General features: G+C 36.2%; 18 protein-coding genes. 11 read left to right on the forward strand and 7 right to left on the reverse strand.

Annotation, left to right across the window (positions count from 1 at the left end; all coding sequences use genetic code 11):
* Positions 1–285: 285 nt before the first annotated feature.
* The 6 genes from VKJ25_RS20255 to VKJ25_RS20280 all read right to left on the reverse strand — a co-directional run bounded on the left by VKJ25_RS20255 (position 286) and on the right by VKJ25_RS20280 (position 8106).
* Positions 286–2367, reverse strand: coding sequence for a pentapeptide repeat-containing protein (locus VKJ25_RS20255; RefSeq protein WP_324238449.1), 2082 nt, complete (start codon positions 2365–2367; stop codon positions 286–288).
* Positions 2368–2835: 468 nt separating this feature from the next.
* On the reverse strand, positions 2836–3153 hold the full coding sequence (locus VKJ25_RS20260) for a hypothetical protein (RefSeq protein WP_324238450.1): 318 nt from the start codon (positions 3151–3153) through the stop codon (positions 2836–2838).
* Positions 3150–3497 (reverse strand): hypothetical protein, encoded by a 348-nt coding sequence (locus VKJ25_RS20265; RefSeq protein ID WP_324238451.1) that lies wholly within the window; start codon positions 3495–3497, stop codon positions 3150–3152. The genes VKJ25_RS20260 and VKJ25_RS20265 overlap by 4 nt, the downstream gene beginning before the upstream one ends.
* Positions 3498–3538: 41 nt before the next feature.
* Positions 3539–4141 carry a DUF1517 domain-containing protein gene (locus VKJ25_RS20270; RefSeq protein WP_324238452.1) on the reverse strand — a complete coding sequence of 201 codons (603 nt, stop codon included), beginning with the start codon at positions 4139–4141 and terminating at the stop codon, positions 3539–3541.
* Between the two features lie 626 nt (positions 4142–4767).
* Positions 4768–6714 carry a lipoxygenase family protein gene (locus VKJ25_RS20275; RefSeq protein WP_324238453.1) on the reverse strand — a complete coding sequence of 649 codons (1947 nt, stop codon included), beginning with the start codon at positions 6712–6714 and terminating at the stop codon, positions 4768–4770.
* A gap of 519 nt (positions 6715–7233) precedes the next feature.
* Positions 7234–8106, reverse strand: a complete 873-nt coding sequence (locus VKJ25_RS20280; protein ID WP_324238454.1) for an S-methyl-5'-thioadenosine phosphorylase — start codon at positions 8104–8106, stop codon at positions 7234–7236.
* 379 nt (positions 8107–8485) lie between these two features.
* Between VKJ25_RS20280 and VKJ25_RS20285 the strand changes: the two genes are divergently transcribed.
* Positions 8486–8938 (forward strand): helix-turn-helix domain-containing protein, encoded by a 453-nt coding sequence (locus tag VKJ25_RS20285; RefSeq protein ID WP_324238455.1) that lies wholly within the window; start codon positions 8486–8488, stop codon positions 8936–8938.
* Between the two features lie 111 nt (positions 8939–9049).
* Here the strand turns inward: VKJ25_RS20285 and VKJ25_RS20290 are convergent, their stop codons facing one another.
* Positions 9050–9883, reverse strand: coding sequence for a Tab2/Atab2 family RNA-binding protein (locus VKJ25_RS20290; protein ID WP_324238456.1), 834 nt, complete (start codon positions 9881–9883; stop codon positions 9050–9052).
* Positions 9884–10608: 725 nt separating this feature from the next.
* Between VKJ25_RS20290 and VKJ25_RS20295 the strand changes: the two genes are divergently transcribed.
* The 10 genes from VKJ25_RS20295 to VKJ25_RS20340 form a co-directional block, all read left to right on the forward strand.
* Positions 10609–11871, forward strand: a complete 1263-nt coding sequence (locus tag VKJ25_RS20295) for a valine--pyruvate transaminase (RefSeq protein ID WP_324238468.1) — start codon at positions 10609–10611, stop codon at positions 11869–11871.
* Positions 11872–12090: 219 nt separating this feature from the next.
* Complete coding sequence (locus VKJ25_RS20300; RefSeq protein ID WP_324238457.1) at positions 12091–12225, forward strand: hypothetical protein; 135 nt, start codon at positions 12091–12093, stop codon at positions 12223–12225.
* 906 nt (positions 12226–13131) lie between these two features.
* On the forward strand, positions 13132–13293 hold the full coding sequence (locus VKJ25_RS20305) for a hypothetical protein (protein ID WP_324238458.1): 162 nt from the start codon (positions 13132–13134) through the stop codon (positions 13291–13293).
* A 387-nt stretch (positions 13294–13680) separates the two neighbouring features.
* The gene (locus VKJ25_RS20310; protein WP_324238459.1) at positions 13681–14259 is read left to right on the forward strand and encodes a hypothetical protein; all 579 of its coding nucleotides are present in this window, start codon (positions 13681–13683) and stop codon (positions 14257–14259) included.
* 296 nt (positions 14260–14555) lie between these two features.
* Positions 14556–14828, forward strand: coding sequence for a hypothetical protein (locus VKJ25_RS20315; RefSeq protein WP_324238460.1), 273 nt, complete (start codon positions 14556–14558; stop codon positions 14826–14828).
* Positions 14829–14872: 44 nt separating this feature from the next.
* Positions 14873–16114 carry a glycoside hydrolase gene (locus VKJ25_RS20320; RefSeq protein ID WP_324238461.1) on the forward strand — a complete coding sequence of 414 codons (1242 nt, stop codon included), beginning with the start codon at positions 14873–14875 and terminating at the stop codon, positions 16112–16114.
* A 396-nt stretch (positions 16115–16510) separates the two neighbouring features.
* On the forward strand, positions 16511–17350 hold the full coding sequence (locus VKJ25_RS20325; RefSeq protein ID WP_324238462.1) for a M15 family metallopeptidase: 840 nt from the start codon (positions 16511–16513) through the stop codon (positions 17348–17350).
* A gap of 547 nt (positions 17351–17897) precedes the next feature.
* Positions 17898–18782, forward strand: coding sequence for an aspartoacylase (locus VKJ25_RS20330; RefSeq protein WP_324238463.1), 885 nt, complete (start codon positions 17898–17900; stop codon positions 18780–18782).
* Positions 18783–18844: 62 nt separating this feature from the next.
* Complete coding sequence (yidD, locus tag VKJ25_RS20335) at positions 18845–19060, forward strand: membrane protein insertion efficiency factor YidD (RefSeq protein WP_324238464.1); 216 nt, start codon at positions 18845–18847, stop codon at positions 19058–19060.
* A gap of 502 nt (positions 19061–19562) precedes the next feature.
* A partial coding sequence (locus VKJ25_RS20340; protein WP_324238465.1) for a protein kinase domain-containing protein occupies positions 19563–20808 on the forward strand: 1246 nt, incomplete at its 3' end.

A 20808-nucleotide genomic window follows, 5' to 3' on the forward strand; every position in this document is an offset into this window, starting at 1 on the left:
GTTACCTTATACCGTTTCACGGAAGTCAAAAGTCAAAATTCATGCATTATGATTTTATAGCTCAAAATTTTTCATAATGTAGCATAGCATAAGGTGTGAGGAGTCAGGAATCATATTTTTTCTAATATTAATTATTATGATCACAACCAAAACCTGGGAAGGGCGAATGGCATTTCCTAAGGTCATGCTCCGCAAACGCCCCTACTTGGGATTGACTAAAATGAAAACCCCTATAATTTTTGGAGATATCTATTAGAAACAGTTTGAATTATCAATTATTAATTATTAATTACTTTCACATTGTTCGTGAACTCCTCCCTGTTGACAAATATAGTTAATTTGATTCTGGTTTAAGTTCTTGGCAAAATTAAAATTAACTCCTTTTAAATTCTCGGATTTGAAACCATCTAGGGGATTAGTTAAAAATTGCTCTTCTTGAGTAGGTTTTGTTACTGCGAATTTTGCTCCTTTTAAATCTGTTCCACTTAAGTTTGCTCCTCGTAAATCTGCTAAACTTAAATCTGTATTTTGTAAATTAGCATTTTGCAGTTGAGCATTTCTAAAATCGGTATTATTTAACTTAGCTGAACTTAAGTTGGCTTTTTTTAAATTAGCTCTACTAAAGTTTGCCCCTGATAAATTTGCTCCTTGCCAATTAGATTCTCTTAAATCAGATGATTGAAAAATAGTACCTTCAGCTTTAACTTTACTTAAAGTAGCTTGGTATAATTTAGCTTCCGATAAATTAGCGCTTCCTAAATCTGCACCAGTAAAACTTGCCCCGGTTAAATTAGCTCGCTGTAAGTCAGTTTCGATTAACTTAGCACGGCTTAAATTGGCTTTTGTCATCACAGAATCTGGAATTTTAGCCTTATTCAGAGTTGCTCTAAATAAATCTGCACGCTCCATAAAGACTGGACCCATAATACCTGTTAAATTTGCTTCTATCAGATTTGCTCCACTAAAATCAGCAATTGAATCATCAAAAGTACCCAGACGATTATCTTTTCCAGGTCCATAAAAGCGACTATTCTTAAAACTAGCCTGATTGAGAATAGCACCTCTAAATTTCACTCCAGACAAATCTGTATTTTCTAATATCAAAGTAAAACTTGCTGGAGTAGAAGTAACTTGACCTAAATCTACTCTACTTAAATCAACATCTTTCACCGAACCACTATAAACTTTAAGAACCTTAGCGATCGCCTTTTGAGTTGCCCTGAGTTTTATAGATACCACCAGTTGCTCTTTAGTATTACCAGCATAACTTAAAGAGTCCAAATCATTTTTCAGAGCTTGATTTAAACGACGTAGCTCTGGTAGTACAGTTGGTCCAGCACTTACTAAAGATAATTGAATTCCATCAAGTACACTTTGTTCTTTTTCTTGCCCCAACAAATCTACCAATAATGGTATGGCACGAGGATCTTTAGTAGCACCAAGAGCTAAAACTGCCACTCGTCGTTCTTGAGGTTGAGTGGAAGTTAGAGACAACTTATTCACCAGAGCTAGAAACATATCATTATCTTGTTGTTTCAGCACCCGCCAATTTGCCTGGTCTTGAATATAAACCTGAGTACCAAAGATAGTTCCTAGAACTGAGAGTATACCCACAGTAGTCACAGTCAGTATGGCAATACCAGGATTTTGTTGTATCCAAGGCCATAAACGAAAATTTTCTGATTTTTGCTCACTCAGAATAATTGTGGTTACAGAAATTTGTTTCTCAGTATTACCGAAACTAAAAGGATTAGAATCTAATTGCCCGGAGCGAGCATCTACCACCAAAGTATTTCCTAATTGATCATGTCCAGTGCGATGTAGTTTATTGAGGCGAACAAAATAAATATCAACTAAGGAAGTTAGTCCTCCTAGTAAAAGCAGGATTCCCAGAGAAGGAAATGCCCCACTGAGATGCCAAATTAAATAGGCAGTTCCCATAGGTAATCCCCATTTTCCCAAACCCTCGCGAATTAAGGTTCTTTTCCAACCAGGAGAATTTCCCAAAGCTGACACAACTCTAACTTCAAACCAACGTTTCGGCAATGTTTGACCTGTTGTGGCTAATAGGTATAATTGCCAACTTACAATTATTGTAGGAGCTAATAATGCTCCAGACCATAATAAATTAGCTAAAGGAGTTACTTTTTGATAAGGATTTCGTAATGGTATTCCGAAAGTATTGGCAATTACTTCTGTAGTTTTTGCTACAACTGGGTTAAGAGGAACAGATTTATTGCCAAAGCTACCTAACTGGCCAAGCCAAAATGGAACTGCTCCACTCACTAAAATAAGAGATACTTCTGTAGTCCAAGCACCACATCTACGAACCCAGATTGGTAGTTGCTTAGATTTTAACTCCGACATAGATAATATAGATAAATATAGTAGTAATTTGTTCTATAGCAATTCTAAATTAGATTGTCATATTTTATTGTAGGGGTTTGGTCTCCAAACCCAAGCACATAAGCAGTTTAGTCTATATATTCCTAAAGCACTTTTCGTTGCCTGTGAGGTATACCCGCCCAGGCAAAATCAGACGTTATACTGGCAGTATCTGGAAGCTCGCACTATAAAACTTTCACCATTTACCACATTATTTGTTCAGGACTTACGCAGCAACCCTAGATATGGTGCTTAAAACCCTTGAACTGGTAGTTAAAAAACTCTATATATAGTACCTTTGCGTAAGTCCTGTTGTTATGAAGTATACCCGCGCGGGCAAAATCAGATGTTACACCCGCGGGTTCTGAAAACTCGCACTATAAAATTTTCACTATTTACCCTATAAATTATTTGTCGGAAATCTGCTGTAAATCTGCGCTTCACAATTTTTCATTTGTCTTTTTCCGAGTAATTAGGAGGTATGAAAAAACGATATCCAAAATAAATAACACCTCCAAATATTACTATTGTAATTAATAGAGAAACTAAACTAACAAAAGCTTCTAATATTTTGATGAGAAATATGGGAATAATAATTAATCCGGCAATTTTCCCCCATTGAGGAAGTGTTTTAAACCAGGCTAAGAAGTCTGCAAAAAAAACTTTAATTGATTTTTTTACATTATCTAAAGAATTGAATGAACTGGAAGCAGAATCATAATTTGGTTCCGAATTTTCTTGAAAGTTTTTATTTTTGTGATAATTCATTTGAGAATTATAATATCTAATTGAACAGATGAAATTATAGTATAGCAATCATATTTGATTCCTGTAGAAAATTCAAAAGCTTTTAGGGAACAGGGAATAGGGAACAGTCGTAGGTTGGTTTGAGGAACGAAACCCAACAATAGTCGTAGGTTGGGTTGAGGAACGAAACCCAACAATAGTAGGTTTAGTCGTAGGTTGGTTTGAGGAACGAAACCCAACAATAGTCGTAGGTTGGGTTGAGGAACGAAACCCAACAATAGTCGTAGGTTGGGTTGAGGAACGAAACCCAACAATAGTAGGTTTAGTCGTAGGTTGGGAAGTTCAGCGTTAGGGTTGCGTAGCATGGAACGAAACCCAACCTACGGCTACTCCCTACCTTATAATATTACAAAGGAATTAATTCGGAAAAATTGACTAATAATTGTTCATTATCTAATTCATCCCCTAAACGTGCTGGAGAAAAATGTATTTGAATACCCCGCAACTTTTCTTGGTAATGCAAATTAATCAAAGCTTTCAACCCTAGAGTCATAGCTCCCATACTCGCAAGATCGGTTTCAATATCTGGCACTTCTCCCTCGAACGCAACCGTTATCATTACCACTAAATTACCTGTAGGAGGTAAAGTCAAAAGTTCGTTATTTTCTTCGTCATCTTCATTTTCCCCAGAACTTAGGTAGCGTTGAGCAGAGTCTGTAAACAGTTCATCAAAAAAGTCTCCTGCTTCTCCCTCATCCCAAACAACGTCACCTTCGTTAGCTGCCGATTGCCAGTAGGTATCATATTGCAAGAGACTTTGACAGACTTCAACGAGTCTTTCCCCAACTACTTCCAAGTCACCTTCTGATTCAACTGCTTCCCTAACAGCTCTATTCAAAACACCCAATAAAGGTGTCACCTCTGAACCTGCTAAGTGTAGAAATAGACGAGAGACAACAAACCTGGTTTTGCCTGTAAATTTTTTGAAGTTATCTTGCCAAGAAGCCATAATTTTACGTTTGATGATGAGTAGGTATAATTTTACTTACCTGAAAATTGCCATAATGTCAAGAATAGTAGGATATTAAACATCTCCAGAAAAGAGGGAACACTTAACACTTAACCCTGAACAGGTAACCCACCCCTCACCCCTCCCATGAGGGGAAGAATTGATAATTTATGGATAAGAATTGATTTAATTTTTCATTTTTGGAGATGTCTATTTGTTATATCAAATCCGGTAGAATTAAAGCCTGAGTTTTAACCACGAATGGCGATAGGAATTATATTATTAGGACTTACGCATGCGAAACCCGGTTTCTACGATAAATCCTGGTTTTGAGCAGTAATAATCTACCCTCGTACGGGGTTTCTGGGTTCATCTGCGTAAGTCCTGATTATATCAAAAATCTGCTAGCTTTGGAGAATAAAATTCTACCATCAGAAAAGAGCGAAAAGTCCTAGTATGTAGAGAGTACGGTTCCCGATAAATTGGAGACCAAACCCCTACAATCTTTAATTCTACCGATACTACCGGATTTGATATTACTCAGAAACCATCAATGGAAGGGAGTTCTATCACTAATTATCCAGAGATGATATAACTCCTTATCCTTCTTGAGTCTTAACTACTCCCTAAATATTAATACTCTGGGGAGTTTTAGAAGGCAACAAATACCTGTAAGGTATCCGGTGCAAATTTCGCTGCTCAATAGTAACTTCCACCTGTTCCAGATTTTCCTGGAACTTCTCTAATAGAGATTTCACTTGCGCATCTGTAAAATGATCTTTGGGATATTCACCCAATCTCGTGTAATAAACAGAACCCAATAAATATGTAAGATTCAATTGATCTTGTGCTTGCTCTAGGGGAGGTAACAAATTCAAATAATCTTCCTCAGTTACCTCACCTTTAAGAATTGAACTTGGCAAATAACCAGCTAATGGAACCGCTGGAGCATAAGACATTATATCTTTTTGCGGGAAATTAACAGCAGCGTGTTGAGCGCTAGCAGTAAAAATAATCAACGTCACAGCATCAATTAAATACTTCCGGGTTTTGATACCCCCATCTTCACCAAAATCAGGTACACGGCCTCCATCATCAGCCATAACTTCCGCTGCCCAAGCTTGCAGTTCCCGATCTGCCTGAACCTCTTCATCTCTAGAATAATAAAGACTTAAATAATCTGAAACCCATTGATGAATAGCATCCCAAACCAACAAAGCATCATCCCGATAAGGATAAACAGGCAACAGTTCCTTATCGTCAACTCCTCGTTGTTGCAGTTGATTTGGTAACATAGCTGCATTAAAACCATAACTCTGCAACCCTAATACTGTCAAAACCCGAGCATTATCAATAGTAGCTGAAAGTAAACTATCAACCCCACCTCCAGGAGCAATCAACCTGTCTTGAGCGCCATCATTAATTGATAAAGTACCTTCAAAATGAGGACGTAACAACATACTTAGGCAATGATTTGGGGGCAGTTGTCGATGAGTCGGTGGAATAAATGCTCCCACAAATAAATTAGTTCTGGCTAAATGACTGACTGCCTCGTGAAAATTAGCATCCACTATTTGCACAACCGTTTTAGCAAATAACCAAGCATACTTAGAAGAGTTGGGAGTAAAAATGGGGTTATCCGTTCCTGGAGTTTGACCGCATTGAATAGCTACAGGAAGTAATTTACGGTTTGAATCTGAACCTTTGGGCACCGCAAATAAAGCTAGAGGCGCATAAATATACTTTTGTTCTTTGGGGAATGTACCATTAATCGCACCTTCTAAAATTTTATAATCTGCTAGATAAAGTCGTCCTTCTGCTCCCGCTGTTTCTAATGAATCATCACTACCCATCACTGCTTGATATTGGGTATTTGTAACCGGAAAACGTTTGTCAAGATTTGATACCCGCTCAATCATCAGAGGATTATAACCTGCTACTCGCATATAAGCGAATACTTCATCTTCTGTAAAAGTATGAGCGATGCTTGGTATCCCTCCTGTTTCTGGAAATAGTTCTTTATAGGAGAAAAGTTTTTGATAGTCTTCAAGACTCGTAACATGACCTTCTGGACGTCCTTTCTCTAATACTGTTCCAACTTCGTTCTTAATATTCTTAAGTATTGACAGACCATTTTCCTTCAGAAGGGAAATCAAGAAGTCATCTATTTCACGAAAATCATTAGGTACTCCTTGACTTAATAATTGTTGAGTTAATAATAAATTTTGACTCAAAAATAATTGAATAAAAAATGGTAGAGTTTTATTCTCTTTTCCCATTTTCATTGATTTTATCTGCTCATAAATTACTGCTAAAATATATTCAATCACATCATCTCTGACTCCACGATTTCCTCGATTTCCCCGGTTTGTAATTAGGGTATTTAGAAATAGCAAACGTATGTTTTTTACTAATAATAAATACCATTCTTGAGAAGGTTTCTCTCGCTTTGGTAATTTATTCACCATTGCCACAGGAGGAATGTATGTATAGTTATATTGATATTCTTGTCTGGCTACTTCTAGACTCGGACTTACTGATGAACAGGTAGTGTTTTTTGATTGGTTAATCATGTTCAATAATTTTTTGGTATGGTGCTACTTGAATAGGGAATAGGGAACAGTTGAATATTAAGGGGTTTCAGGATGTAGAAATATCCGCGCCCTTTGGTTCTACTGCTATATTAAATTTTAGGACTTACAAGGGAGAAACCTGGTTTCTAGGATAAATCCTTGTTTTAAGCAATAGCAGTCTAGGCTTGTAGCGGGTTTCTGGGTTCATCTGCGTCAGTCCTGAAATTTTTTACCATACTAACATTAATAGGACTTACGCAGAACCCCTATACAGTGCTTTCCGTTGCCCGTGAGGGTGTACCCCATGGGTAATATGCCGACACTATAATATTTCCACCATTTACCCTGTACATTATTCGCCCTCAATCTGCTCTATATAAATAAGGGCGAATGGCATTGGCCTCTACAGAGCCTCTATATTTTCATATTTTTTGTAATATCATGTCGGGATAATCAGTTATCAAAAAACTTTTTCCCCTTCAACCTTTCTTTTTCTTCTGCCTTCCTTTGGCTTCAAAATTAAATATATTTTTGCAACAATAATTCTAACTTTTCTTTAGTTGCCGCAGGTACTTTATCCAAAGGAGTCAAAATAGCATTTTTTAAAGCTGAATGTGAATCAGAAACAAACATATTTTCACTCAATCTCCGCACAGTTTCCTGAATAACTTTTTGCGCATTCACCGCATTTTTCTTTAAATTATTCACCACCATTTCTACAGTCACGCTATCATGTTCTTCATGCCAACAATCGTAATCTGTAGACAAAGCTAAAGTTGCATAAGCTATTTCCGCTTCCCTTGCTAACTTAGCTTCCGGTAAATTTGTCATGCCAATAACTGCTGCACCCCAACTGCGATATAAATTTGACTCCGCTTTAGTAGAAAAAGCAGGACCCTCCATGCATAAATAAGTACCAGTGCGATGTATACTTATATCTGATAAATTCAAACTTTCCGCAGCATCCGCCAGGATTTTTGCTAGTTGAGGACAAGTGGGATTTTCAAAAGTAATGTGTGCAACTATTCCTTCACCGAAAAAGGTTGATACCCGACTTTTTGTCCGATCAATAAATTGGTCTACCACCACTAAATCTAGGGGTTTAACTTCTTCTTTGAGAGAACCTACTGCGGAAGCAGATATTAAATATTCCACACCGAGACTTTTCATACCATAGATATTGGCACGAAATGGTAATTCCGATGGTAATAAAGCATGGTTGCGATCGTGTCTGGGAAGAAAAGCGACTCGTGTTCCTTCTAACGTACCAACAATAAAAGTATCAGAGGGAGAACCGAAAGGTGTATCTACCTTAATCTCTTCTATATCTTTGAGTGCCTCTATTTTGTATAAACCACTACCGCCAATAATGCCAATCTTTGCTTCTGTCATTTCAGTTATCAGTTATTAGTTATTAGTATCTCCTAGTTTAGTAGGAGGTTTGGAAACCAGAATTTTCTTTTTCATCCCCTCGAAAGGGAATGTTGGAGACCTTGTTTTTTGGCCATGCTTGAGATTCTTGGTATTCCTTTTAACTCCCCCGGCCGGAAATCCCGCGCTCTCGCCCTTACGGGGGAGCGTCGGGATGAAAGCCTGGCTAGAGTGTTTGGTTTTACTATTAGACATCTCCAGAAAAGGTTCTCAAAGTCTTACCCCGCCGTTCCCAAATTGGCATTTTTGGAGATGTCTATTGTCCTGTTTGCTATAGCTATTGACAATTATATACACAGCTATTACAACAACTACTTGAGAAATCCTGGTAGATTCGGCCATGCTACTGAAATATAAGTACAAGCTCAAGCCAAATAAGAGTCAAGCAGTAATTGTATCTAACTGGTTGTCCATGGCTAGAAAACAATATAATTACCGTTTAGCCTTTCAGCTAAACTGGTTTGAAGCCACGCGCACACCAGTAAACTTTTGTCCTCTTAATGTTTCAGTAGTACCAGTAGAGCGGATTTATCAAAACATACCAGAGTTTAGAACACAAACCAGGGATGGTAGAAAAAAAGGCAGTGATGGCAACCCAATAACGAAGAAAGGGGATAAGCACCCAAATATAATTAATGGTTATGTTTTGTGGCAAAGTGTTCAGCTAGCAGATTTAGCACAAACCAAAAAACTCTTCCCTGAATACAAGTCGATGCACTCCCAGGTATGGCAAGATGTGATCCAACACGTACCAACTAAGATGGACAACTTGGCAAACTCCCCTACTTCCTAAATTTAAGCCTTCCTTCTTTCTTATTGCTTTTTTCTTCTTTGCGTAAGTCCTGTTTATCTTAAAAAGAACAGATTTTAAACCTCTAAGAATTAATTATCAATTATTAATGATTCAAAGAAGCCAAAATCCACTATAAGTCATTCCCGAATCATCGGGTTGCACTAATAAAAAATGTAACCCCTGAGTTGGCTCTTTTCTCTCCTCATAAACTTGACCTGCTGCCGATACTTCTCTATCTGAAAAAGTAGCAACTACCCACCTATCTACTAACCCTGTCTCTAAAATTAATCCATCAGGTTCCCCAGGAATATAATTTAAAAGATATGGTTCGGCAGTTTCTAACCATCTAGCTAATCTCATAGACTGACGACCGCCATCTATAACTACTCCTGGTACTGGCAATATTGAAGATAATCCCAAATTCAAAGGTAACAGAAATTCTGGCGCTCCCAAAATAGGTATGGGGCGTTCCATAATATCCTGAATATTACCAGCAGGCAAAGAAGCAAACCTCCAGCGATCGCCCCACAAATTTTCCGCTAATGGTACTGGTGGAGGAACATCTAACAATAAGGGGTTGTAAAATTCTCCATTATATGCTTCCATCTCCTGATATTTTTCTGCTCTTTCGAGTAACCATTGTTTTAAAGCGGTTGTTCGTCTAGTTGGTTGGACTTTCAGCCCTAAAGTTTGAGCAGCAGTTTCGATTAACCCCAAACATTGAGGTCGAAATACTTGAATGATATTTGGTAAACTTTGGTCTTGAGCTAATTTTTGCAGTTGTGCCACAACCCAGTTAGCGTTAACTTCTGACTGGGGACACATAGCCATAAATTCTAAGTTACGATTGGGAGTACAAATTAATAATTCCCATAATTTTTGGCCTTGTTTATCCTGGAGGGGGCGACGGTAATAATCTATTTGCCAGATAGTTTTAGTATCCATTTATTTTGAAGGAAGAGAGAAGAAGCCAAAATAATTATAAAGGATAGCCTAGTAGTCAATTGTTTCAATTAGAATAATTAGTTATATTTTTAGGCAAGAGAAAATAGACCTCGCTAATCAGAAACCCCGTTTTTTGAAAAAACCGGGTTTGTAGCCCCACAAGCTCAAATAAATCTAAAACGAATTTCTCTATAACTCTGATTCCTCCTAAATTCCCATCCTGGGAGGGGTTAGAGGTAGGTTTACTCCCTACTCCCTACTCTCTACCTCCACCATCAGAATTTCCATACGCAAACCCTAATTAATTTCCACCCGTTCAACTGTGCCATTTTTTTATAGCAATGAGCACTGGTATATTTACAAATCTCAGGAGTTGTCCAATAGCTAAAAGCCTTATATTATCGGCGATTCATTCTCCCTGTTCCCACCTTCTGTGTTCCCTCTTCCCTGCACGCAGCATTATACATTGTTCTTTATGAGTGGCAGAGTGACGATTTTCTTCTTTTTTAGTCATATATTAGGGCTAATTTTTAGATTGCAATTTTTTATTGGATGGTGTTTTCAAATTTTCGTAACTTACAGTGGTTTTCTTGTCAGTAGACCACCTTCCCTATTAGCAGTCTAATATTATGCTTAGTTGAATAGTTACACTGCTAGAGGTAAACTCTTTAGAGATTTTCGTTAAAATTAACCAAATATTAACCTATTGTTAATTGAATCCTATGATTAATCCTACCTTGAGTCAATTTGGTACAACAATGTCCCGCCTTACGGGTGTGCGAGCTATTATGGCAGATATTATTGCTACTCTACGAGCAGGCCAAGGTCAGGAATTTCTCAATTTTAGTTCTGGAAATCCTTTGGTTTTGCCAGAGGTAGAAAAATTGTGGAGAGATACTACCACAAAGTTATTAGCAAGTCAAGAATATGGAGAAGTTGTAGGACGTTACGGTTCGTCTCAGGGCTATCAACCTTTTATTGATGCAGTGGTTAATGATTTTAATTATCGCTATGGATTGAGTTTGAGCGATCGCAATGTTTTAATTACTCCAGGTTCTCAGTCTATATATTTTTATGCTGCTAATGCTTTTGGTGGATATACTAAGGACCAAATTCTGAAAAAAATTGTCCTACCTCTGAGTCCAGACTATACGGGTTATGGCGGAGTTAGTTTTACCCCAGAGGCAGTGGTGGCCTACAAACCAACTCTGGATATTGATTTTGAGGGTAATCGCTTCAAATATTGTCCTGACTTTAGTCAATTGGTGATTGATGAGAATACTGGTTGTGTGATTTTTTCTCGTCCTTGTAATCCTACTGGAAATGTAATTAGTGCTGATGAGGTCAAGAAAATTGCCCATCAAGCTGCTATTTATAATGTGCCAGTATTTGTGGACGCTGCTTATGCTCCTCCTTATCCAGGGTTAAATTTTGTGGAGATGGAACCTGTTTTTGGCGAAAATATTGTACACTGTCTGAGTTTATCAAAGGCTGGACTTCCCGGAGAAAGAATTGGCATTGCTATTGGAGATGAAGGAATAATTCAGGTTTTGCAGGCGTTTCAGACTAATATGTGTATTCATTCTCCTCGTTATGGACAGGCGATCGCTACTGATGCAATTAATTCTGGCGCTTTGGCTGAAATTTCTAGTCAAGTAATTCGACCTTTTTATCAAAATAAATTTTCGATTTTAGAATCAACTTTAGAAAGAGCTTTGCCGAAAAATTTACCCTGGTTTCTCCATCGTTTTGAGGGAGCTATTTTTGCTTGGTTGTGGTTAAAGGGTTTACCCATGACTGATTGGGAGTTTTACCAAAAGTTGAAAGAAGTGGGAGTTATTGTTGTACCTGGTAGTTCATTTTTCCCTGGTTTAAGAGAAGAATGGGTTCATAAACAAGAGTGTATTCGGATTAGTTTGACAGCTTCTGATGAGGATATTCAAGAAGGAATGAAACGTTTGGCGAAGATGGTAATTTCTATTTTTTAAAAAGGCAACAGGGAACCCACCCCTATAGTGAATAATTTATTGATGATAATTGATTTTACTTTATATTATGACTCAAGCTGAAACCCAAGCCAAACTTATCAGCTTGAAGGAATTGAATATCAGGGAAAAGGCGCAGAATTAATAGTTGAAGAAGAAGAACTAGCTTGTGAATATTTAGACAAGTTTGGCAAGTACAATATTCATACTAATAATTGTGAAATGTTGGCTTGGTATGTGATTACTGGAAGACCTTATTATGGGCAAATGCCAGAAAAATTTCACACGGCAATTGGAGCTAAAATAGTTGATCTTGTGCAACCTGTTTTAAGACCTAGAGAAATAGTTAATCATTAGTATGAACAAGTAATAATTCGTAAACTTAATGATAACCTAGAAAAAGCAAAACTTGCTTGATTAAAATCAGAGTAAGCAATCAGTGGTGATTTTTGGAAACAAAGAGATGCCAAGAAAAATTAGATTTGGCAAATCGTAGGGTTTTGGTCTCCAAACCCAAACTTTAGAATTACTATACAACAATTTGTATAGACTGAATTGCTCAATAACTCAATCAATAGGGTTCATTTATAGCGCTACGCCCAGGGAACAGGTATGGAGGGAACACTTAACTGGGAGAATAAATTGCCTATAATATAAAGCTTTGAGCTGCTTGGACACCTCCTGAAATTTGTAAATATTAAGTGCGCACATTGCTATAAGACGAAAACTCATAAGATATGGAACCATTATATAGGCTTTTTAGACTCCAAAACTGCCCAAAAAATTCTTAACTGAACTGTATTGTTCAAGAACTCACTTTATTATTATTGATAACTGCTGATAAATATCGCAACTTTATAGAATTTTTTACAGTCATGAATACATTGACAATCCCCCCTTTAAAAGGGGGAATTTTTGTGAGATTTTCCCCTTTATAAAAGATGCTTAATAAACATCTTTTTTACATCAAATTTAGACATTCTAGAGAAGTTATGTGTTTGCTATTCAATGAATATTCTGGGGTAGTAAAGGTATTTAATTAGAGGCTTTTATCCCACCATCTCTTCACCCCATCATCTCCACACCCCCTCATCTCCACACCCCCCATTCCCAGGGTTTCAAAAGTTCCTTATCAATGAAATTACTCCTTTTATAAGCAAGACTTAATTTTCAGGATTTAAGTTTTAAAAGTTGAAAATTATCCTCATATAGAGTATGCTAAATACGTCAATATTCTACGAATAGAAAAAACACTATTTAAAAATGATAACTGTCAAAGAACCAAGAGAAAAACCACTATATTTTCTCAGTGAACAAGGACTTGAACGAGAATTTATTGAAAATGTATCAGTCAAACTTGATGATGCCAAAAAATTGATTAATATAAGTCGTCAAAAACAGCTTCAAAAAATATCTAATATTTAGGGTAGTGGTGTAGTAGTGATACTGGGATAGAAGATAAACTATGGCTCTTAGATTATTCCCTTGAAACCGATAAGGGGCTTTTTTCTTCCCTGTTCCCTATTTCCTTACCCTTGATTTTGATTTTGTAGTTTCATTTATTAAAAATTGCATATACCGAGTTTCTCACTAAAACACTATGATAAGCTCGGCTCATTTTCTCTGCTTTGTTATTTATCCTTATTTTCTGAACATATTTGCAACCTTTTATTTACCCTAATTAATAATACTTTTCCTTATATTAAAAATTGTCCTGGTTAAATCAGAGGTTGAGTGAATAACCTATAAAGGGATAACAAATGAGGGGTGAAACCCATTATACAAGTAATTAATACTATCTAAGGAGGTCCAATGCTACAGACTTTGAAAATTGATACAACCCACAACATTAATCCTTTAACTGATAACTTCAGAGTTCACAATAGTAACAGGTATAAATTTGTAGCGACTCCTGAGCGTAACCAAATTGAATCAGAATTATTGAGATTTGCAAGTATGCCCAGTTGTATTCACCTTGGACTACAAAATTTAAAATCTTTTGAAGTAATAAATCATCAATTTCAGAATTGGGGCCTAAGTTTCTCTAATGCGATCGCTATCGAACCATCGAATCCTGCTTTTGGAGTTCCTTTAGGTGTTAGAGTTATTATGGGAGCGCCAAAAAGTGGCCTCATAGAAATTACCTTCAAATATCCAGTCAAGTTTGTCAGTGGATTAATCACAAGTTCTCGCCGAACTGTTTTGTCAGCTTACGATCAAAATGAAGAACTTTTAGCTGAAGATGAAATGCCAACTTCAAATTTGCTAAACTCTAATTCAATTATTACTCCAAATGCTAAACTAAAGGTGACTGGTAAAGATATTTACAAAGTAATCTTCTATTCTTTTGATGGTCAGCTTATAATTACAGATTTGAGCTTTGGATTTTAATTTAGGGAGTAGGAGGGAGTAGGGACTAGGGAGTAGGGAGTAGGAAAAAAAAGGTTGAAGAGAAGACATTTTTTTTATTAATTATGATCCGGATATGATATAATAATAAGTTTTAAACATTTAGCTTGGACAGCTTTATTAATAATTAATAATTACCGAAAAATTGTGGGTATGCGCCTCCCCCTTTTAAGGGAAAAAAAAAGAGAATACTCGTTATTTATGCCAAGGCTCTTGCTTTCCTAGGTCATGCTGCGCAAACAGCTAGAGGTACTGATAACTGATAACTGATAGCTGAAATGACCTCTTCTTATAAACAAGAGAATTGGCTAAAAGGAATTTTTTTCTTTTCTTGGTCGATGGGATATGCCGTTTCACTACGCGACATGAAAAGCGGAGCTTTGCGGAGCACAAAACGACCGCAAAAGAGGGAACAGGGAACACTAGATATGGGGGAACAGGAAGAAAGAATTGATAATTTATGGATAAGAATTGATTTGATTTTTGATTTTTGGAGATGTCTAATAGAGAGGCTTTATATCTTAATTTTTTTTTGGGTAAAATTAATTTGATTTTTTGTGGTATAGGGAATAAATAAATTAGTGGTCTTGCTGAAATGTTAAATAATGCCCAAGTTTTATTTGTCCCCTGGTTACATTTTCACCAACCTCCGATTTGGCATAATGGCCAATTGCAGGGAAACCTAGAAAAAATGCTGAATGGTGAACCTAACTCAGAAGAGTGTTGGAATGCTCAATGGTTTGCCCAAGCATACAAAAATCCGGCTCGCTATGCTAAACAACTATCTGAAGAAGGTCATCAACCCCGGATGATGGTAGATTATTCGGGAGTATTGTTGGAAGAGATGGGAAAACTCTCTACAAATGGTATTTTCTCTAATCTTTATGTTGATGGGGAAGCGGTAGGAGACGTGATTAGTCTGTGGCGAGAAGTTCTGACAGAATATTCCGATACAATAGAATTTGCTGGTAGTGCATACAGTCATTGTTATTTTCCTGCTACTCCGGAACGAGACCACGAAGCTCAAATTATGGAATGGCGAAAGGTGTTTGCAGATTTGTTTGGGGAGGATGCGTTATCACGAGTTAGAGGTTTTTTTCCACCGGAGATGGGAATGACTGGTGATTCCGCAGAAGCATTGAGATTTATTCGTTTGTTGAAAAAGTGCGGTTATGAGTGGATTATTTTACCGAATGCAGCATTGGAACATCCTGAAGGTTGGAGTACACCAGAGTTAGAAAACCGAGTACATTGGTTGGTGGTGGAATCAGGGGGTGAGTCGGAACGTATTCTCTGTGTGGTGAGGGATACGGATATGGGGATTCGACAACAAAGTGGTCAAAATGCTGAGGGTTGTATTAGTGATGTGCGATATCGTGGTGGAGTGGTGGGAATGAAACCTCCTGGTTTGGTGGTGCCGACTTCTGATGGGGAGAATGGTAATGTGATGATGTTTGAATATTTTAAAAATTCTTTTGCTCCTCTGTTTCGGGAACGCGATCGCTGGTTGGATGTGGGTTTTATGACGGTGAGTGAATATATTGATAGTTATTTATCAGCAGGAGCAGTAACGGAGGTAAGGTTGAAGTCAACGGGAGGTTCGTGGATAGGAGGTCATCAACAATGGCAAGAGGGAGATTTGCGACAAGAGGTATTGGCAGCAGTGGAAGAGTTGAGTCAAGATTATGTCAAGGTTGTGGAGTCTGGCAAGGGTTCGGATGAAAAAAGTAGAGCGTTATTGTTGTGTGAAACCAGTTGTTTTGTTTATTGGGGTTCTGATTTTTGGGCGCAACAGGCAAAATTATTTATTGAGTGGGCAAAAGGAGTGCGGGAGTAGGGAAGTAGGGGAGTGGGGGAGAGTTAGTGCGATCTGAGAACATTTGTTTTAGTTGTCTCAAAATGATCGAGTTTTGACCCTAACTATCAGAAAATTTGGCCCTGAAAAATACTCTAAACGGTAGTGGTGCATTGTAATGGTCGTGCATTTTCATTACCTTTGTTAGGATGCACAGTGGGAGCATCTTGCTCCCGCGTAGCTGTATTCCTTATTTGCTCTATACCATTACTATGCAGGACTACCCTCTAAACTCTTCCCTGTTCCCTATTCCCTATATACTTAGAATTTTCTGTAATTTGACTCCTGAGTTATGACTTATGACTTATATTTGTTAATTTATCAAGATTTACATATAAAATAAAGACGATTTTGAAATTCAGTAGCAGGAGTAAAGCTTTGAACAACAAAAGTCTGTCAGAAGATTCATCATTAATCCCAGAAACTGTTGTGGATGAAGTTCCCGAAGCAGTAAGAGACCCTCAAAAGCATGAGGAAATTATTTCTACTCAACCTAACAACAAAAAATGGATTTGGAGCTGGGTAGGAATAATTGTTTTGGTTGGAGTAATTACTTTAGTATTACAAGTTTTATCTAATCTCAATCAAGTCAGTGCTTCATCATCTGAAGCTGAAACTGATAGTATTCAAGTAGATAATTCTGTTTCTACAGAGACTGCTAAAATTGAATCTGAAAAAAATATTTTAGCAGATTTACCTTATTCAGAAATACCAGAAAAAGAACTAGATTATGTAGTTGCTGATAGTGATATTCGACTGGAAATAAATGCAGCTAGAAAGTTTCAAGAAATGCTGAATGCAGCTAGAAATAATGGGATTAATTTAGTAGTTTTAAGAGGTTTTTTGTCTAAGTCTGATTTGGAAGCTTTGGTGAGTAATGCTAATACTATTGGGGAAAATTATAATAACAATTTTTCACCTTTAAGTTATGGGGAATATATTACAGGTTATGCTGTTGATATTGGGGATAAAAATGCACCGGAAGCTTATCAAAATGTAGAGTTTGAAAATACGACAGCTTTTCAGTGGTTAAAAAATAATGCTGCCTATTTTAGCTTTGAAATGATACCTGTCGATGATGAGAAAATTGTTGGTTATGAACCTTGGCATTGGCGTTATGTAGGCGATCGCCGCAGTCTAGAAACTTTTTATAAAAGTCTACCGAGTAATATCTCTGAAGAGTCAGAGTTAATAGAAGAAAGTTCAGAATTAAGGTAAGCATTCAGCTATATAAATTCTATTTTATTAGTGTCAAAAATATTGCCTTTTTTCGGCAATAGGTATGGAGGAAATGGTTTAATAATGGATAATTGATAATAGATAATTGATAATTACCTTTCCCTAAAAACGGATAGGATTGAATAAAAGGAAAAAATTTATTTTTTTTCCCTTGAAAGGGTCGGCTTTAAACCTGAGTTATTTAATTATTTAATTATTTAATTATTAATGATTTGGTAAGAGTTTCAGAGTTTATTTCTAATTTTTGATTTGTTGCATTTAGGATTGCTATATTAGCATTCAGCATTTCCTGCGGAATACTTCGCAGGTATAACTTTTAATTCTTTTTAGAGGCTAATTCCTTCTTTTGTATATTAATAAATTATAATAATTCAAAGCTGTTAACGCAGTTCCTCTGTTTGCGGAGAAGTCCGTTTGCGAAGCATTCCGGAGGAAAGAAGAAAAGGCTAGCTGATAGCTGATAGCTAATAACTGATAGCTAAATGCTTACGAATTAAGTACAGGTGAATAATTATTATTTAGGATAATGGAAAAAATTAATAAATTAGCAATTGTCGGTGGAACCCACGGAAATGAATTTACAGGAATATACCTGGTTAAAAAGTTTGAAAAGTTTCCTGATTTGATTAGTAGAACAAATTTTGAGACTAACACATTATTGGCTAATCCCAAAGCATTTGAGTTAGTTAGAAGATATGTTGATACAGATTTAAACCGTTGTTTTAAAGCCGAATATTTAGAAAAGGATACTAATCTTAACTATGAACAAAGTAGAGCCAGGTTTATTAATCAAATGTTAGGTCCGAAAGGAAATCCTAAATTTGATTTTATTTTAGATTTGCATACTACTACTGCTAATATGGGATTAACAATTGTTTTAGTAAATAATCATCCTTTTAATTTAAAAATGGTTGCTTATTTAAGTTCATTTGAACCAGATTTGAAGGTGTATAGTTGGATTAATCCAGGAGTGGAAAATTCTTTTGTCAATTCTATATGTGAATGTAGTTTAGGTATTGAAGTAGGTCCGATTGCTCCAGGAACTCTTCAGGCAGATTTATTTCAGAAAACCGAAAAATTAGTGCAAAGAAGTTTAGATTTTATTGAACAATTTAATGAAGGTAAGCTACATCATATAAATCGGGATATTGTAGTTTATAAACATTTAAAAGTTGTGGATTATCCTAAAAATAAACATGGAGAAATAACCGCAATGATTCACCCTGAGCTGCAAGGGAGAGATTATCAAAAATTAAATCCGGGCGCTCCCATCTTTTTAACTTTTGATGGTGAAACAATTTGTTATGATGAGGAAAGTTCTGTATGGCCTGTTTTTATTAATGAGGTAGCTTATTATGAAAAAGGAATTGCTTTTTGTTTGACAAAACAAGAAATAATTAATCATGGATAATTGATAATTGGGTGCATCTCATAGAACGCAAAAATACTTTATATCTATTCCCAACAACTCTTATGAAAATATTACTTATTAAATTAATTAAAGGCTACAAAATTTTAATTTCCCCAATGTTACCTCCATCATGTCGTTTTCAACCAACTTGTTCAGAATATGCAATGGAGGCGATCGAAAGATTTGGCATTTTTAAAGGTAGCAGAATGGCAATGATGCGAATTTTGCGTTGTCATCCTTTTCATCCAGGTGGTTATGATCCGGTTCCTCCTAAATAAGGTAATGGAGTCCCTCATCCGTAATTAAAATTAAGCGATCGCGCATTTTTGTTACTTCAGGAATAATTTAGGGCTTACGCAGCGACTTTAGATATAGCACTTAAAACTCCATACGCAATTGTTTTTTTTGACTCTATATAGGACTTGCGTATGGAAATCTGAAAGAATTGAAAGATAAAGCTTTTAGAATTTTTAAGTCTGGAAAAAGTGTCAGTTTTTAGGTCAAAAAGGTTGAAAAAGTTAGCATCAGAAGGCTCACGTTTGAGGTGAAAAATTAAGAGAAAATTCTTACTTCTAATTCCTCTATAACTCTCATTCCTCCTGACTTCCCCTTCCCCTCCTGGGAAGGGTTAAGGGTGGGTTTACTTCCTACTCTCTACGTTCACCAAAAGACTTTTGAGCGCAAACCCTATGTATAGTACCTTTGCGTAATTCCTGTAATTACTAAATCTTCTGGTAAAATAAGTTGGTATAAAATACATTATCTTTAATTAAATTAACTATGCAGAAGATTCTTAATTATCAAATTCTGGAGCAAATATATGCCAGCGAACGTACAACTATTTATCGTGCTTATGTAGAATCATCGAAAAAATTAGTTATTCTGAAACTACCAAATCATCTTTATCCTAATTTAAAACAATTAGCTCAATATCGCAGTGCTTACACACTTATTAAAGACTTAAATTTTCCCGGAATAGTTAAAATGCTGGCATTGGAAAAATTTGAGCAACGTTTAATATTAGTGATGGAAGATTTTGGGGGTATTTCACTTTACCAATATCTAAGTAACCAAGATACTTCTAGTTTAAATATTATTCCTCTAGAAATTAGTGATTTTTTTCACATTGCTCTACAAATAGTTAATCCCCTAAAAAAATTACATAATCATCAAATAATTCATAAAGACATTAAACCTCAAAATATTATTATTAATCCTCATACAAAAAGGATCCAAATTATAGACTTTAGTAGCATAACTAAACTACCAAAAGAAAAAGTAGAAGTTCGTAATCCTAATACCTGGGAAGGAACTTTAGCCTATATATCACCAGAGCAAACTGGAAGAATGAATAGAGGTATTGATTTTCGCAGCGATTTATACTCATTAGGAGTCACATTTTATCAACTATTAACTGGGCAACTTCCTTTTACTTCAGAAGACCCAATGGAGTTAGTTCATTGTCATATTGCTAAGATTCCTCAACCTATAATTGATATTAATTTTAATATACCAAAACCTCTCAATGATATAGTTTTGAAATTGATGGCGAAAATGCCAGAAGAACGCTATCAAAGTCTAAAAGGATTAGGACACGATCTAAAAAAATGTCAGTATGAATGGAAAAATAATCGACAAATAGGGTTATTTGATTTAGGTACAAAAGACCGGAGTAAAAGTTTAATGATCTCAGAAAAAATTTATGGCAGAGATCGAGAATTAGAGAAATTACTGACAGCTTTTGATCGGGTTTCTGACCAAGAAAAACCCCAAAGTGAATTGATGTTACTAGGAGGATTTTCTGGGATTGGCAAATCAGTATTAGTGAATGAAATTCATAAACCTATAGTTGAGAAAAGAGGTTATTTTATTGCGGGGAAATTTGACCAATTTCAAAGAAATATTCCCTTTTTAGCTTGGTTAAATGCTTTTGCCGAATTGATTAAACAAATCCTTAGTGAACCAGAAGCAAAATTACAGGCGATCGCTATTAAATTACAACAGGTATTAGGAGAAGAAGCACAAG

The organism is Okeania sp. (assembly GCF_035285525.1).
Classification (GTDB): Bacteria; Cyanobacteriota; Cyanobacteriia; order Cyanobacteriales; family Microcoleaceae; genus Trichodesmium.